A 15,983-nucleotide genomic window follows, 5' to 3' on the forward strand; every position below is an offset into this window, starting at 1 on the left:
GATATTTTTTACTTAGAAAGTTACGTTCAAGCCCGAGATGAATGTTTTGGAGTTTGGATAAGAACCAAAATCAATTCCCGGATATAAGTTGTTTTGTTCGTATGAACTTACCTCTGGATCATAGCCAGTATATTTCGTCCACGTGATTAGGTTTTCTGCTGAGATGTAAACTTTTACGCTTTTTGTCCCCAGTTTTTTAGAAACGCTTTTAGGTAAAGTGTATCCTAATGTGATTAATTTCAATCTGAGGAAAGAAGCATCTTCTACATAGCGTTCAGAAACAATTCCTAGCGGAGAACTAGAAGCTCTCGGAATTTCGTTACTTGGATTTGTTGGTGTCCAGCGATCATTTAGAGTCGCAGCAGCATTGGTTCCAAGCGTCGAAATTTCTAATTGCTGATTTAAAGCATTGAAGATTTTTCCGCCGTATGCTCCTTGAAAAGAGAAATTTAGATCAAAATCATTGTATGAAACCGTGTTACTAAAACTTCCCACAAATTTTGGCTGAGAAGTGCCTAAATTTCCTTTATCAAGAGCTGTAATTACTCCATCTCCGTTGGTATCGACATATTTTCTATCCCCAACTTTTGTATTCGCTAAACTGTTGATTTTTGGTTGTGTATTTACTTCTTCCTGAGTCTGGAAAATTCCGTTGATTCTATATCCCCAAAAAGTTCCTAAAGGCAATCCAACTTTTACAATTACGGGTTGTTGCTGCAGCAAAGAACCGTTTGGAACTACTGGGAAAAATTGGTTTACACCATTTCCAATCTCAGTAACTTTATTTCTGTTTAAAGAGAATACGATATTCGAGTTCCATGCGAAGTTTTCTGTTTTAATGTTTTCAGTTGTTAAACCAATTTCTAGACCTTTATTTTCAACTCCACCAATATTTTGAAGAACCGTTGCATAACCCGAACTCAATGGCACTGGAACGTTGATTAATAGGTCTTTTGTCTTCTTGTAATACACATCAAAAACAAAATTGATTCTTCGATCTAATAAGGATAAATCCAATCCGACATTATACTGATTTGTTTTTTCCCATTTCAAGTCTGGATTTGCCAATCTGGTAGGAGCAAGACCTGTGTATAATGTTCCGCCAAAAGAATAGTTTACAGATCCCATAGAAGCCAACGGAAGATAGTTCCCAATTTCTTGATTTCCTGTGGTTCCTGCTGTAATTCTCAGTTTAGCTTCTGTCACACCTTTAATATTATTTGCGAATTCTTCATCAGTAATATTCCAAGAAAATCCAGCTGAAGGGAAATAACCCCAACGTGATTCAGAACCAAATCTCGAAGAACCGTCTGCACGTCCAGAAAGTGTAAAGTTGTATTTTCCTTTATAAGAATAATTTACTCTCGCAAGCCAAGATTTCAGAACACTTTCATAAGCATCGCTATATGGTTTTACCGCTACACCATCCTGAAGGGCATTGTAAGTATTGGCATCGTTTACAAAAGTTTGAGCTCCAGCATTTACAACTTCTCCTTTTGTATATTGAAGCGTATAACCTCCTAAAGCAGAAAACTTATGATTTTCGCCAAAATGAGTATTATAATTCAGCGTATTTTCATTCAGAACAGAACTTACTAATCTTTCTCCAATAGAAGCCAAACCTTTTGTTCCCGCACCTGTAGTAGTGTTTGAAGGCGCGTAATAATTTTGTTTCGTATTCAAAACATCACCGCTTACAGCAACTTTTGCCGTTAATTCTTTATTGAATTTATACTCGCCAAATAAACTAGTTAGAATTCTATTTAATTTGGTTTCGTTGGTTGTGTTATCCAAATCGTTAATGGGATTCGGAACATAACCATTTACGGAAGTTGCATAGGGATTGTTGGTTACATTGTAACTGCCATCCGCATTTTTGATTGGAACAACAGGAGCAGTTAAAACAACGCTAACCAATGGATTTGGATTCCTTCCAGCTCCCGCGCCGCCATTTGTACCCACGCCATTTGCAATCGAGTTGGTATAATTGGCATTTACCCCAAATTTAAATTTCTGAGAATAGTTTCTTTCATAGTTGGCTCGCAGAGAAATACGTTTAAAATCTGATCCTAAAACAATACCATCTTGATCAAAATACCCTGCAGAAACTGCATATCTTGATTTCTCATCTCCGCCAGAAAATGATAAATTATGGTTTTGTACAGGTGCCGCAGTTACAAAGGCTGCCGATTGCCAATCGTAATTTCCAGAAGTTTTTAAAGCTTCAATTTGTTCAGGAGAAAAAGAAGGAGCTTGGCCAATACTTGCCTGAACATCGTTTCTTAAACTTGCCCATTCGCTGGCATTCATTAATCTCAGTTTTTTTGAAATATTCTGGAAACCGAAATAACCTTGGTACGAGATATTATCTTGTCCTTTTGTTCCTTTTTTGGTCGTTATAATAACAACACCATTAGCACCTCGAGAACCATAAATCGCTGTCGCCGAAGCGTCTTTCAGAACTTCAATAGATTCTATATCAGCAGGATTAATGGTCGATAGAACGTTTACGGTTGCCCCAGCATAAGTTACGCCAGCTCCACTGTTGCCATTATCGTTGTAAATTAAAATTCCATCAACAACATAAAGCGGTTCATTACCAGCAGTAATAGAGTTTCCTCCACGAATGCGAACACTAGAAGAAGCACCTGGACGTCCAGAACTTTGTGTAACTACAACTCCAGCCACAGCACCTCTTAAAAGATTATCTGCTGATGAGGTTACCTGAGATAAATTGGCTTTTGGAACCGAAGCTACAGATCCTGTAATGTCTTTTCTCTTCTGAGTTCCGTAACCTACAACTACCAATTCGTCTAGTTCTTGGCGCTCTTCTTTAAGATTAATAATAACTGGATTTTTCTCAACAATGATTTCCAGTTTTTTATATCCAATGTAACTTACGATCAATGTGTAGGGAAATTTCTGTCCCGTCTGAAAATAAAATTTTCCTTCTGCATCTGTCACAACACCGTGAGTTGTTCCTTTAATGGTTACTGATGCACCTATAATGGGCTGATTTGTAATAGCGTCTACTACAGTTCCGTCTAGTTTGGATTGAATAAGAGGTGTGGTATTCTGGGCTTGTATTCCTGCCGTTATCAAGAGTAGAAACAGCAGTATGTGTATGTTTAACTTTTTTTTCATTTCTTTGTGTTGGTTTTAAGTAATTAACAAGACGCCCTGAGCACTGTTTATACAGCACTCTAAAAGTGTTCTTGATTTAGTGATAAATGTTCTTTAAGCCTTGCCATTTCTGTTGCCGCAGAAATGGCTTTTTTTATTTACAGCAACAGCTTTGCATTGTTTTCATTTTTGTCTTTTTAGTTGTTAGTTATTTAATTTGTTGAATAATAGATATGGTTTCAAGAATCTGATCCAATACATCTGAATGCATTGGAGAGATTTCTTGGTTAAAATTCAGTAAATATTTTTGGTGATGTTTTTTATGTTTTGCTTCGATATGAATTATAAAGGCAAACAAAATGAAAGTAGATTATTAACAACAGAAACACATATAACAAAAAGTGCTATAAGTGTATTTTTTAGGAAGAATGTAACGCGATATGCTTTCTGTTGTTTTCACAATAATAGTTTTTTATAGTTGGAAATATTATTTTAAACTCTACTAATCCTATAGACAAAGTTAAATTTTATATAATAAAAACCAAAAGTTTAGACGATTTTTTTTGAAAAAAGTCTTTTTTAGAATTGGAAATCACATGTAAAACAATTCTTAATACCTTGTTTTTTAAGTGATTGTATGTGTTGTTTGATTTGAAAAAAATGTTAATTTAATTTTTAATTGAAGTGCAAAATTGTAGTATTTTACATTTAAAATGCTTGTTTTTAATACTTTGTAAGATATGTAAAAGCTCTAAAAACGTCTTGTAAATGTTTCAGAATGAGTTGATACACAATTTAAGGCAAACGATAGTAATTTATTTAGCAATAATTTTAAATTTTGTTATATTGTTTATTATTAGTGTTTTAACTGTTTTTTTTCTAATTTTAATACATTCTTATTTTTAGCAGGAAAATTGAAATATTTCTGCAATATTGATTTATAGGTTAAATTTTTCAATAATAATTCTAACACTATTTTTCTATGTCTGATCTTTCCCAATCACATCGCATTCTTTTTTTCAATACGTTAGCATTTATAATTTGTTTTGCCTGCTGGACGTTAAATGGAGTATTAGTAACTTTTTTAAACGACCGTGGTATTTTTGAATGGAGTGTCGTCGAGATAGGGTGGCTTCTCGGGATTCCGATTTTAACAGGTTCGGTAATGCGTTTACCAATGGGAATTCTCACAGATAAATTTGGAGGGAAACCTGTTTTTTCCTGTTTATTAATTCTGAGTTCAATTCCATTATTTCTTTTGCCTTTTGCTTATAATTTCTGGACGTTTGCGATTTTGAGTTTTTTATTCGGAATGGTAGGAACTAGTTTTGCCATTGGCGTAGGCTATACTTCAGTTTATTATCCAAAAGAATGGCAAGGAAGAGCGTTAGGCATTTTCGGAATGGGAAATTCTGGCGCTGCACTGACCACTTTTCTAGCGCCGACATTACTGACAAAATTCTCGGAAAATGATCCAGAAAACGGCTGGAAATGGCTTCCAATTATTTATGCAAGTGTTTTGCTAGCTATGGGAATTGTTTTTTTGATTTTTACAAAAAATAAAAAAATTGAAGCAGCACCTAAAACAATAAATCAAGTTTTTACACCGCTTAAAAGTATCCGAGTTTGGCGTTTTGGATTGTATTATTTTCTTGTTTTTGGTTCATTTGTAACATTTTCGCAATGGTTGCTTCCTAATTTTCTAAACGTATATCATACGACTTTGGTTATGGGTGGAATTTTTGCTGCTATATTTAGTTTGCCATCTGGAGTTATCAGAGCTTATGGCGGATTTTTATCTGATCGTTTTGGTGCGAGAAAAGTAATGTATTGGGTTTTGAGTTCTTCAGTTGTTTTAAGTTTTCTGCTGATGTTTCCAAAAATGGATATTACAACATCTGGTTCTGGTATTACAGCCGCAAAAGCGGGAACAGTTACGGAAGTTTCAAACGATAAAATTGTTATTGGCGATAAAACCTATCCGATAATCCAAGAAGATAAAAATGCTGCACACAGCAAATTTTTCCCATCAAAAAAGTCTTGGCAACAAGTCGTAGTAGAGCAAAATCAGCAAGTTCAAAAGAAAGATTTATTGGCAGAAGGAATTACCCAAATTCATTTTGAAGCCAATATGTGGATTTATTTAGTTTTAGTAATTCTGATTGGTTCTGCGTGGGGAATTGGCTCTGCAGCGGTGTATAAACATATTCCGGATTATTTTCCAAATGAAGTTGGCGTTGTAGGCGGAATGGTTGGCTTACTTGGCGGTTTAGGTGGATTTGTTGGACCAATTATCTTCGGTTATCTTTTAAGTACAACAGGTTTCTGGACAAGTTCATGGATGTTTATTTTGGCAGTTTCTCTTATTTGTTTAATCTGGATGCATCGTGTTGTTGTGAATTTGATGAAAGAGAAATCACCAGAATTTGCTAAAGATATGGATCGAAAACATTAAAGTTATCGACATAAAACATATTAATTGTATTATTATGAAACCTTTTTCTTTAAAATAGAAAAAGGTTTTTTTTATGAAATAAACTTTGGTTATTTAGGAAATTTTAAAATAAGATAAAAATGTCTTTTATATGATATATGTCATGTAAAATATGAATTTGTGACTATAATTTTGCTTGTATAATTGATGACTATCATTTAGTTATATCTAAGTAATCCTAATAGTTTATGAATAATTTGTCTCAATCCCATCGAATTTTATTTCTTAATACGCTTGCTTTTACTGTATGTTTTGCCTGCTGGACGCTAAACGGCGTTTTGATCACCTTTCTGGCAGATAAGGGAATATTTAATTTTACAGTTGTAGAAATTGGCTGGCTTTTAGGGATTCCTATACTTTCGGGTTCAATTTTCAGACTTCCAATTGGGATTTTAACCGACAAATATGGTGGAAAGATTATTTTTTCTGTTTTGCTTTTGCTGTGTTCAGTGCCGCTTTTTTTAATGCCTTTTGCAGATTCCTTTTGGAGTTTTGCTATTCTAAGCTTTTTCTTCGGGTTAGTAGGAACCAGTTTTGCTGTCGGAATTGGCTATACTTCTATATGGTATCCAAAAGAATGGCAAGGTAGGGCGTTAGGGATCTTCGGAATGGGAAATGCTGGCGCAGCACTTACCACTTTCATTGCGCCAACTTTATTAAATAATTTATCAGAAAATGATCCTGTAAACGGCTGGAAAATGCTTCCAGTTATTTATGCTTCTGTACTTGCAATTATTGGAATTCTTTTTATTGTTTTTGCTAAAAATAAAACCAATCATGGCGTTTCGAAGAGTATAGGAGAACTTATGTCTCCGCTTAAAAAGACTCGTGTGTGGCGTTTTGGAGCCTATTACTTTTTAGTTTTCGGATTTTTTGTAGCCTACTCACAGTGGCTTCTGCCCAATTTTATGAATGTGTATAATACCACTTTGGTAATGGGCGGTATGTTTGCTACAATGTTCAGTCTTCCATCGGGAATAATAAGGGCTTTTGGAGGATATCTCTCAGACAAATTTGGAGCTAGAAAAGTAATGTACTGGGTTTTGGGCTCATCCATTGTAATCAGTTTTTTACTGATGTTTCCAAAAATGGAAATCTTCACTGCGGGCCCTGGAGTTATGTCTTCAAGCAATGGAACAGTAACAGAAATCTCGACAGATAAAATTATAGTCAACGGAAAAACACACCCAATCAACAGTAAAAAAGATTTGGAAATAAATAGTGAATCCTCTGTTTTTCCTGTAAAAAGATCTTGGCAGGAAATTATCGTAAAACAAAATCAAGAAGTCAAAAAGAAAGAATTATTAGCAAAGGGAATTACCCAAATCAACTTCAGTGCGAATCTTTGGGTATATGTGGTTTTGGTAACGCTGATAGGAGTTTCCTGGGGGATTGGTAAAGCGGCTGTTTACAAACATATTCCAGAATATTTTCCAAATGAAGTTGGAGTTATAGGGGGAATGGTTGGTTTGATTGGCGGTCTCGGTGGATTTTTAGGACCAATAATCTTTGGTTATCTCCTCAATTATACCGGACTCTGGACAAGCTCATGGATTTTCATATTTCTGGTTTCTGTTCTTTGTTTGGTATGGATGCATAGAACGATTATAACTGCCATGCGAAGCAAATCACCTGATTTTATTAGAGAAATAGAAGACAAACAATAAATTTAAATAAACATGAAAACTTGGTTAGACAAATGGAATCCTGAAGATGAAGCATATTGGAATTCTGACGGAAGTAAAATTGCATGGAGAACATTAACAATTACAACAATCACATTAGTATTATCATTTGCCTCATGGTTCATGATGAGTGTTATAGCAGTTAAATTACCTGGATTAGGATTTAACTTTTCAAAGGATCAGCTTTTTTGGCTGACCGCAATTCCTGGATTGGCAGCGGGATTATTGCGAATTATTCACACGTTTTTGCTTCCAATTTTTGGAACACGCCATATTATATCTTTGGCAACCGCAATTAAATTAATTCCCGTAATCGGAATTGGTTTTGCAATTATGAATGTAAATACACCTTTCTGGGTCTTTGCAGTTTTGGCTTTTACAACAGGTTTTGGGGGCGGCGACTTCTCTTCATATATGCCAAGTACAAGTTTATTTTTTCCTCAGCGATTAAAAGGAACTGCATTAGGAATTCAGGCAGGAATTGGAAATTTTGGTGTTTCAATAGCGCAATTTGTTACTCCATTAGTAATTAGTGTTGGAATTTTTGGAGCTTCAACTGTTTTTACAAGCATTGACCCGAAAGAAACATTGGCCGTTTTTCAAAACTCATCAATCGAAAAGCAAAAAGAAGTTTTTGCCACTCTAGATAGTGAAGTACAAACGAAAATTCTTTCTAATGTAAAGAAAAACATTGTTGATTCTGTAAGTACGGCCGTGAACTCTCAAGACAATGCAGTTGTTTTTGCTTCACTTCCTGTTAAGGCAAAAGCAAAAGCGATTGCAAATGCAAATCCAAAATTAGCCGAAAAAATTATAAACAATATCAGTCCTGAAAATACGGCAGTAAAAAATAAGCCAATTTACTTGCAGTCTGCCGCATTTTGGTTTGCACCTTTTTTAATAATCATGGCAATAGTGAGCTGGTTTTATTTAAGAAGCATTCCAATGAAAGCTTCTGTAAAAGAGCAATTGGATATTTTCTCAAACAAACATACATGGTATTGTACAATTACGTACGTAATGACTTTTGGAACTTTTGCAGGTTTATCTGCCGCTTTTCCATTAATGATTAAATTTTTATATGGAGATTTTCCAAATGCGCCAGATCCTTTAGTATATGCTTTTTATGGACCGTTAATAGGTTCTGCCAGCCGAATTGCTTTTGGATTTGTTGCAGATAAAGTAGGAGGAGCCGTATTGACAACCATAACAGGTTTAGGAATTTTGGCCGGAGCTATTATTTTAGTGACTCAAGGATTAGTTGCACCAACAAGTATGGATCAGTTTCCTCTTTTTGTAGCAGTAATTTTAGCAATGTTCTTTTTCACCGGAATTGGAAATGCAGGTACTTTTAGACAATATCCAATTATTTTTAAAGAGAATCCTCGTCAGGCAGCAGGAGTTATTGGTTGGACAGCTGCAATTGCGGCATTTGGACCATTTATCTTTTCTAAATTAATAGGAAATAATATTTCGGCTAATGGTACTGTAAATCAATTCTTTATTGGTGTTGCTTTTTTTACTATATTAGCTACAGGTATCAATTGGTGGTTTTACAATCGTAAGAATTGTGAGAAACCAAGTTAAAGAAGTAATCATTAAAATAAAAATTAAGGATGAAAAATAAAACGTTTAATACCAAAGCTTTACTGGTTGCAACACTGGTTTCCCTACTTACAATTATACTAGTATTTTACGGTTCAAGACAATTGCAAAATTTTGATGCAGCACTAGTTACTTATTTATTCGGAACTGTTTTTGCATTCTTCGGAATCGTTTATCGGTACACAGTTTGGCTTCAAAGACCTCCAACTTGGATGTATTTTAAAAGGAGCCTTAAATTTCTTTTTACCGGAAAAGTGTTTTCGCATTTATGGTTTTTAGGAAAAGAATCAGTACAGAATATTTTAGTTCAGAGATTTATTTATCCGAGAAGCAAATGGCGCTGGTTTGCCCATTTTTGTATTGCTATAGGATGTTTATCCGCTTTTGCGATTACAATTCCGCTTACGTTTGGATGGATTCACTTTACTTTGGCGCCTAATTCCATTTCCATTTACGAAGCACATTTCTTCGGATTCAAAATGATGGATTTTCAAATAAATTCATTTTTAGCATTTCTAATTTTTCATGCATTAAACTGGTCTTCATGGCTTGTTATAATTGGTTCAGTTTATTATTTAAGAAGAAGGTTAACCAATCCTGGACTTATTGCAACACAAACATTTGAAGGTGATTTATTGCCTCTTATTCTATTAATAGCGATTTCAGTTACTGGATTGTGTTTGACTTATTCGTATCAATTCATGAAAGGTTTTGCTTATGATTTTCTCGCTGTAATTCATTGTGTTACAGTGATTATGTTTTTGCTTTGGATTCCGTTTGGGAAATTCTTTCACATCATTCAGCGTCCTGCGCAAATTGGAGCACATATTTATAAGCAAGAGGGAATTAAAAAAGGAATGGCTGTTTGCCCTCATACAGGCGACGAATTTGCAACGAAGCTTCATATCGAAGATTTAAAAATTGTAACCAAACAATTAGGTTTCGATTTTACTCATGAAGATGGAACTTCTCATCTTGATTTAAGTCCTGAGGGAAAAAGATCGCGCTTAGCACAAGCACATTTAAAAGCCAGATTAGAAGGCGGTAATTTATTTGGATAATTTATTTAAAAAGTATTCAGTCGCAGTATTCAGTTTACAGATTAAATTGAGGCCGAGACTGAAAACTGAAAACTAATAAAAAGTATGCAGTCACATTTAGCGGTTTACAATTTAAACTGACACTGGGACTGAGACTGAAAACTAAAAAAAAATGGCAAAACTACCAGTATCAATAGAGAAAATAATAGATGACTTTGGACCACATTTAAACTACGCGCCAGTAGACGGTTATGCTGGGAGAGATGAACCAGATGAAGTTGTAAAAACGCATTGCTGTTTCTGTGGCATGCAATGCGGGATTCAATTAATGGTGAAAGAAAACAAAGTTGTAGGTTTTGAGCCATGGATGGAATTTCCTTTTAATGAAGGCCGTTTATGCCCAAAAGGAGTACAGCGTTATCTTCAAAATAATCATCCAGATCGTCTTTTATATCCAATACAAAGAGTAGAAGGAAAAGGTTTTGAGAAAGTTTCCTGGGATGATGCAATGGACAAAACGGTTTCTGAAATAAAAAGAATTCAGGAAAAATATGGAAAACATGCTTTCTCCATGTTGTCTGGGGTTTCATTGACAAATGAAAAAAGTTATTTGGTTGGAAAATTTGCCCGCGTTGCCTTAAAAACAAGAAATCTGGATTATAACGGCAGACTTTGTATGGTAAGCGCTGGAGCTGGAAATAAAAAAGCTTTTGGTCTAGATCGTGCTTCAAACAATTATTCTGATTTAGAATATGCTGAAGTTATTATCGTAACCGGAGCGAATATCAGTGAAACATTTCCAACTCTTACTCATTGGATTTGGAAAGCCAGAGATCGTGGTGCAAAATTAATTGTAATCGATCCTAGAATGATTCCGCTGGCAAGAACTGCCGATATTCATCTTGACGTAAAACCCGGAACAGATTCGGCTTTATATGGCGCAATGCTGAAATATTTGGTAGATCACGATATGTTAGATCATGATTTTATCGATAATTATACATCTGGATTTCAAGAAACAATTGATGCCGTAAAAGATTATACTTTAGAATGGGCAGAAGAAGTAACTGGAATTGACAAGGAAAAAATAAAAGCTGCTGCCGAATTATGGGGAAAAGCAAAAACAAGCTTTTTATTGCACGCAAGAGGAATTGAGCATCATTCAAAAGGCGTAGATAATGTTGTAGGCTGTATCAATTTGGTTTTAGCAACTGGAAGAATCGGAAAACCATATTGTGGTTATGGAACAATTACAGGACAAGGAAATGGTCAGGGAGGCAGGGAACATGGACATAAATGCGATCAATTGCCAGGAAACAGAGATATTGAAAATCCAGAACATAGAAAATATATTTCTGAAGTTTGGGGAATTGATGAGAAAGATTTACCTGGAAAAGGACTTACGGCATACGAAATTATCGAAGCAATTCATAGAGATGAAATAAAAGGCTTAATTTCTATTTGTTTTAATCCGTTGGTTTCGCTTCCAAACAATAATTACGTACGATCAGCTTTAGAAAAATTAGAGTTTTATGTATGTATTGATTTCTTTTTGAATGAAACTGCCCGTCATGCCGATATTGTTTTGGCAGGCTCTTTACAGGAAGAAGAAGAAGGAACAACAACTTCTGCAGAAGGACGCGTTATTCGAATCAGGCAAGCCGTTACGCCACCGGGTGAAGCAAGAACAGATACTTCGATTTTATTAGAAATTGCTGAGCGTTTGGGCGAAAAAGATAAATTTACTTACAATAATAGCGAAGAAATTTTCAATGAATTACGTGTAGCTTCAAAAGGCGGAACTGCAGATTATTTCGGAATCACATATAAAAAAGTAGAAGATAATATGGGTGTTTTCTGGCCTTGTCCAACTGAAGATCATCCGGGAACACCAAGACTTTGGGAAGATAAAAAGTTTAAAACGCCTGACGGGAAAGCGCATTTTAATCCCGCGCCATATAAACTTCCGGGTGAAGTTACCGATGATGAATATCCAATAACACTGACAACTGGACGTGTAGTTTCGCAATATTTAAGCGGAACACAAACCCGAAGAATTGGAAAATTAGTGGATCAGTTTCCGGAACCAATGGTCGAAATCCATCCAGAAATGGCGACAAAATATAATATTAAACAACGTGAATTAGTTCGAGTAGTAACGCGTAGAGGCGAAGGAATTTTTCCAGCAAATATTGTAGAAACTATTAGAAAAGATACTGTTTTCATTCCGTATCACTGGCCAGGACATAAATCGGCCAATCAATTAACGCCAGGAACATTAGATCCAATTTCTAAAATTCCTGAGTTTAAAGTCTGTGCCTGCCAATTATTTCCGCAAGGGGCAATTGCCCCGCCAGCAAAAGAATCTGAAGCTTATGCAAGTGTTTAATCTATAAAAAGAATAGTATGAATTTAACGAATTTTAATACCAGCGAAGAATTTTTTGTAGATATGCAACGCTGCATTGGCTGTAAAGCTTGCGAGATGGCTTGCGCTGAGTGTGAAACCAATGGGCAGCAAACTTTAATCAGCGTAAATTATGTAGATCGTGCGGCAACTATTCAGACAACAGTTCAAGTTTGTATGCATTGCGAAGATCCAGTTTGTGCTAATGTTTGTCCTGCAGACGCTATTTCACAAGATGAATTTGGCGTAGTTCACACGGCAAGCACAGAAAGATGTATTGGCTGCTCAAACTGCGTAATGGCATGTCCGTTTGGAGTGCCCAAAAAAGTCGAAGAATACGATTTGATGATGAAATGCACCATGTGCTATGACAGAACTAGCGTAGGGAAAAAACCAATGTGTGCAACAGTTTGCCCTAGCGGTGCTTTGTTTTATGGCACCAGAGAACAAATTGAAGAAATGAGACCAAACAGCACACCAATTAATAATTTCATTTTTGGAAAAGAAAAAGTGAAAACCAAAGTCAATATTATGATGCCAAAAGGCAGTACAGAATTACGAATTTATTAAATGACAAATCATGTCTAAAGAAGATAATTTAAATGAAAACTGGAAAAAAGATTTTCCACTAAAAAAACAAGAATCAACTCAGGTCAGTCGACGCGATTTTGCCAAATTCTTAACTTTTGTTTCTGGAGGCTTAATGGTGGGAACTGGATTTGTGACTGCAAAAGCTTTTTTATTGCCAAAGGAAGAAGTGCAAGGCGAGCATTTTATTTGCAATAAAGAAGATGTTCCGGTTGGAGGGACGAGAGGTTTTGTTTTAGAAGGAAGTACAATTCCGTATATTTTAATTCATTTAGAAAGTGGTGAATTTAGAGCTTACGAACAAAAATGTACGCATCTTTCGTGTTCTGTTTTTTATAAACCTGGAACCGGAATTATACATTGCCCATGTCACGAAGGATCGTTTGATGCCATGACGGGAGATGTAATTGCTGGGCCTCCACCGAGAGCTTTACCACAGTTAGAGGTAGTTTTTAAAGAAAATGCTGTTTTTGTAAAAGCATTAATTGAAAAAAAAGAAAGCTAATTTAAATTTTGAATTATGAGCACATTTAGAAGAAGCCAAAACAGAGCGAATCCGAATAAATTGAACAACATACTTTCGACACTTATCTTTATTCTGATTTTAAATGTAAGCATTCAAATTTGGCTTTTGTATGCATCATTAAACAATGCATTAGATAATAATAAAGAGATTTTAATTCCCGCTTTTATCGCTTCTGCCATCTTATTTTTAATTGGTTTTGCTTGGCTTTATTATCTTCCAAAGGGAAATTTCAGAAACAAATAAAACGAAATTCTTAATTTCAAAAAGCTATTTTGGTTTTTTATGAATCTATTTGCATTAATTACGCTAAATTTATATTTTTTAAAGAATTAAGGTTTTTTAATGATTTTAACTAAGTAAAAATACTTATATTTGTAATAAGTATTTTTTGCTTTTAAATATACACCAGCATAATGATTAAAGTTGAAGAAGCCATAGCAATTATTGAAGCGAATAGTACTAAAATGCCAACCAAACATATTTCGGTAAACAAAGCTTTAGGATATGTTTTAGCAAGAAAGGTGATTTCGCCAATCAATATGCCTCCCTTTCGCCAATCAGCGATGGATGGATATGCGTTTACACACAGTATTCGCCATCAATATGATGTTGTTGGAATTTCTCAGGCTGGAGATCATTCAAATATAAAACTGAAAGCAACTGAAGCAATTAGAATATTTACAGGAGCTTATGTTCCAGATGATGCTGATACAGTGGTAATGCAGGAACATGTGATGGCAAATAAAGATTCGATTTTAATTGCTACAATGCCAGAGAAATTGTCAAACGTTCGTCCAAAAGGAGAACAGATTGCTAAAGATGAAATTGTTTTTGAAGCCAATACTTTGATTACACCTGCAGCAATTGGTTTTTTGGCTTGCTTAGGAATTACAGAAATTGAAGTTTATAAGAAACCGAAAGTAGCGATTTTAGTAACAGGAAATGAACTAGTTCAGGCAGGTGAGAAGCTAAAAAAAGGGAAAATATACGAAAGTAATTCGGTTATGTTAGAAGCAGCGCTTCAAACTATCGGAATTGAAAAAACGAAAGTTTACAGAGTAAAAGATAATCTGAAAGCAACAAAAAAAGCGTTGCAAGGGATTTTAAAAAAATATGATATCGTTCTTATTTCTGGCGGAATTTCGGTTGGAGATTATGATTTTGTAAAAGAAGCATTATTGCAAAACGATGTAAAAGAACTTTTTTATAAAATCAGTCAAAAGCCAGGAAAGCCAATGTTTTTTGGATCTAAAAATGAGACTTTAGTTTTTGCGCTTCCGGGAAATCCGGCTTCATCTCTGACTAATTTTTATATTTATGTTGCTCCGGCGGTGAAAAACAGAATTGGATTTTCGGAAATTCACAAACCGAAAGTAGTTCGAAAATTAAACTCAGAAATAAAAAACAATACAGGAAAAACATTGTTTTTAAAAGCAAAATACGACGAAACAAGCGTAACAGTTTTAGATGGACAAAGTTCTGCAATGCTAAACACATTTGCAGTTGCAAATAGTTTACTAATTGTTCCAGAAGATATTGAAAATTATAAAAAAGGGCAATTGGTAACATTATTGCCAATTGATTAGATTTTAAGAAAATAGAATAAAGCGCTAAGAAAAAAAAGATTTTAGTTATTAAAGATGAAAAGCAGTATGTAAATAAAAACATATGGCTGAGTCACTTGAAACTTTAAACCTGAAACAAACAAATACCAAATGAACCTCCTAAATTCTGAAAACATACTATTATTCAGTTTCGCATTAATTGTAATTGCGTTTTTATATTCAAGCGTTGGGCATGGCGGAGCTTCGGGATATTTAGCATTGATGAGCATTTTTGCTTTTCCAGTTTCGGTAATGAAACCATCGGCTTTGTTATTGAATTTGTTTGTTTCGAGTATTTCGTTTTTGTTTTATTATAAGAATAATTATTTCAAGCCAAAGCTCTTTTATCCGTTTGCGATTGCATCGATTCCCGCAGCGTTTATTGGGGGTTTTATAACCTTGGATAATGCGATATATAAAATTGTTTTAGGAATTGTATTGGTTTTTGCAGCCTTGAGATTGTTTGGAGTATTTAATTTTAAAGAAAAAGAAGAAGTAAAAATAAATCTTCCGTTTGCTTTGGCAATTGGTTTTGCAATCGGATTATTATCGGGAATGTTAGGAATTGGCGGTGGAATTATTTTAAGTCCGATTCTATTGTTTTTAGGATGGGCGTCGGTAAAAGAATCAGCGGCAATTTCGAGTTTGTTCATTTTTGTGAATTCATTTGCGGGAATGTTAGGATTCTTTTTAGGAGGAAAAACAATTCCAATGGAAAGTTTTTACTTAGTTCCAATTGCGGTTGTGGGAGGAATGTTGGGAGGATTCTACGGAAGTGGCTCTTTTTCCAATAAAACATTAAAAATGGTATTAGGAACTGTGATTTTAATGGCAAGCGTTAAATTGATTTTTCCTTGAAAATAGAAAAATGAGATAATTAGTTATTTAGATAATTGGATAATGAATCTAAAA

The 15,983-nt window shown here is 34.8% G+C and carries 11 protein-coding genes; 10 read left to right on the forward strand and 1 reads right to left on the reverse strand.

Features of this window, described 5'->3' with window-relative positions:
* Window positions 1-12: 12 nt before the first annotated feature.
* Window positions 13-3,144, reverse strand: coding sequence for a SusC/RagA family TonB-linked outer membrane protein (locus tag DM397_RS19455; RefSeq protein WP_111379114.1), 3,132 nt, complete (start codon window positions 3,142-3,144; stop codon window positions 13-15).
* Between the two features lie 961 nt (window positions 3,145-4,105).
* Here DM397_RS19455 and DM397_RS19460 point away from each other — a divergent pair.
* From DM397_RS19460 to DM397_RS19505, 10 genes are all read left to right on the forward strand, one after another.
* Window positions 4,106-5,578 (forward strand): MFS transporter, encoded by a 1,473-nt coding sequence (locus DM397_RS19460; RefSeq protein ID WP_111379115.1) that lies wholly within the window; start codon window positions 4,106-4,108, stop codon window positions 5,576-5,578.
* A 227-nt stretch (window positions 5,579-5,805) separates the two neighbouring features.
* Window positions 5,806-7,284, forward strand: a complete 1,479-nt coding sequence (locus DM397_RS19465) for an MFS transporter (RefSeq protein WP_111379116.1) — start codon at window positions 5,806-5,808, stop codon at window positions 7,282-7,284.
* Between the two features lie 12 nt (window positions 7,285-7,296).
* Window positions 7,297-8,889, forward strand: coding sequence for a magnesium transporter MgtE N-terminal domain-containing protein (locus tag DM397_RS19470; RefSeq protein WP_111379117.1), 1,593 nt, complete (start codon window positions 7,297-7,299; stop codon window positions 8,887-8,889).
* Window positions 8,890-8,918: 29 nt separating this feature from the next.
* Window positions 8,919-9,968, forward strand: coding sequence for an MFS transporter (locus tag DM397_RS19475; protein ID WP_111379118.1), 1,050 nt, complete (start codon window positions 8,919-8,921; stop codon window positions 9,966-9,968).
* A gap of 151 nt (window positions 9,969-10,119) precedes the next feature.
* Window positions 10,120-12,336, forward strand: coding sequence for a molybdopterin oxidoreductase family protein (locus DM397_RS19480; RefSeq protein ID WP_111379119.1), 2,217 nt, complete (start codon window positions 10,120-10,122; stop codon window positions 12,334-12,336).
* 17 nt (window positions 12,337-12,353) lie between these two features.
* The gene (locus DM397_RS19485; protein ID WP_111285404.1) at window positions 12,354-12,923 is read left to right on the forward strand and encodes a 4Fe-4S dicluster domain-containing protein; all 570 of its coding nucleotides are present in this window, start codon (window positions 12,354-12,356) and stop codon (window positions 12,921-12,923) included.
* 10 nt (window positions 12,924-12,933) lie between these two features.
* Window positions 12,934-13,446, forward strand: coding sequence for a QcrA and Rieske domain-containing protein (locus DM397_RS19490; protein ID WP_111379120.1), 513 nt, complete (start codon window positions 12,934-12,936; stop codon window positions 13,444-13,446).
* A gap of 15 nt (window positions 13,447-13,461) precedes the next feature.
* Complete coding sequence (locus tag DM397_RS19495) at window positions 13,462-13,710, forward strand: DUF6755 family protein (protein ID WP_089059585.1); 249 nt, start codon at window positions 13,462-13,464, stop codon at window positions 13,708-13,710.
* A 170-nt stretch (window positions 13,711-13,880) separates the two neighbouring features.
* Window positions 13,881-15,053 carry a molybdopterin molybdotransferase MoeA gene (locus DM397_RS19500; protein ID WP_111379121.1) on the forward strand — a complete coding sequence of 391 codons (1,173 nt, stop codon included), beginning with the start codon at window positions 13,881-13,883 and terminating at the stop codon, window positions 15,051-15,053.
* Between the two features lie 129 nt (window positions 15,054-15,182).
* Entirely contained in the window at window positions 15,183-15,929 is a 747-nt protein-coding gene (locus tag DM397_RS19505; protein ID WP_111379122.1) for a sulfite exporter TauE/SafE family protein, read from the forward strand.
* Window positions 15,930-15,983 lie beyond the last annotated feature (54 nt).

Origin of the sequence: Flavobacterium nitrogenifigens, assembly GCF_003254565.1 — a bacterium.
Classification (GTDB): domain Bacteria; phylum Bacteroidota; class Bacteroidia; order Flavobacteriales; family Flavobacteriaceae; genus Flavobacterium; species Flavobacterium nitrogenifigens.

What these genes read in the sequence shown, in the direction of transcription:
- DM397_RS19455 (WP_111379114.1), bottom strand. Translation starts at nt 3,144, where the DNA reads ATGAAAAAAAAGTTAAACATACACATACTGCTGTTTCTACTCTTGATA.
- DM397_RS19460 (WP_111379115.1), top strand. Translation starts at nt 4,106, where the DNA reads ATGTCTGATCTTTCCCAATCACATCGCATTCTTTTTTTCAATACGTTA.
- DM397_RS19465 (WP_111379116.1), top strand. Translation starts at nt 5,806, where the DNA reads ATGAATAATTTGTCTCAATCCCATCGAATTTTATTTCTTAATACGCTT.
- DM397_RS19470 (WP_111379117.1), top strand. Translation starts at nt 7,297, where the DNA reads ATGAAAACTTGGTTAGACAAATGGAATCCTGAAGATGAAGCATATTGG.
- DM397_RS19475 (WP_111379118.1), top strand. Translation starts at nt 8,919, where the DNA reads ATGAAAAATAAAACGTTTAATACCAAAGCTTTACTGGTTGCAACACTG.
- DM397_RS19480 (WP_111379119.1), top strand. Translation starts at nt 10,120, where the DNA reads ATGGCAAAACTACCAGTATCAATAGAGAAAATAATAGATGACTTTGGA.
- DM397_RS19485 (WP_111285404.1), top strand. Translation starts at nt 12,354, where the DNA reads ATGAATTTAACGAATTTTAATACCAGCGAAGAATTTTTTGTAGATATG.
- DM397_RS19490 (WP_111379120.1), top strand. Translation starts at nt 12,934, where the DNA reads ATGTCTAAAGAAGATAATTTAAATGAAAACTGGAAAAAAGATTTTCCA.
- DM397_RS19495 (WP_089059585.1), top strand. Translation starts at nt 13,462, where the DNA reads ATGAGCACATTTAGAAGAAGCCAAAACAGAGCGAATCCGAATAAATTG.
- DM397_RS19500 (WP_111379121.1), top strand. Translation starts at nt 13,881, where the DNA reads ATGATTAAAGTTGAAGAAGCCATAGCAATTATTGAAGCGAATAGTACT.
- DM397_RS19505 (WP_111379122.1), top strand. Translation starts at nt 15,183, where the DNA reads ATGAACCTCCTAAATTCTGAAAACATACTATTATTCAGTTTCGCATTA.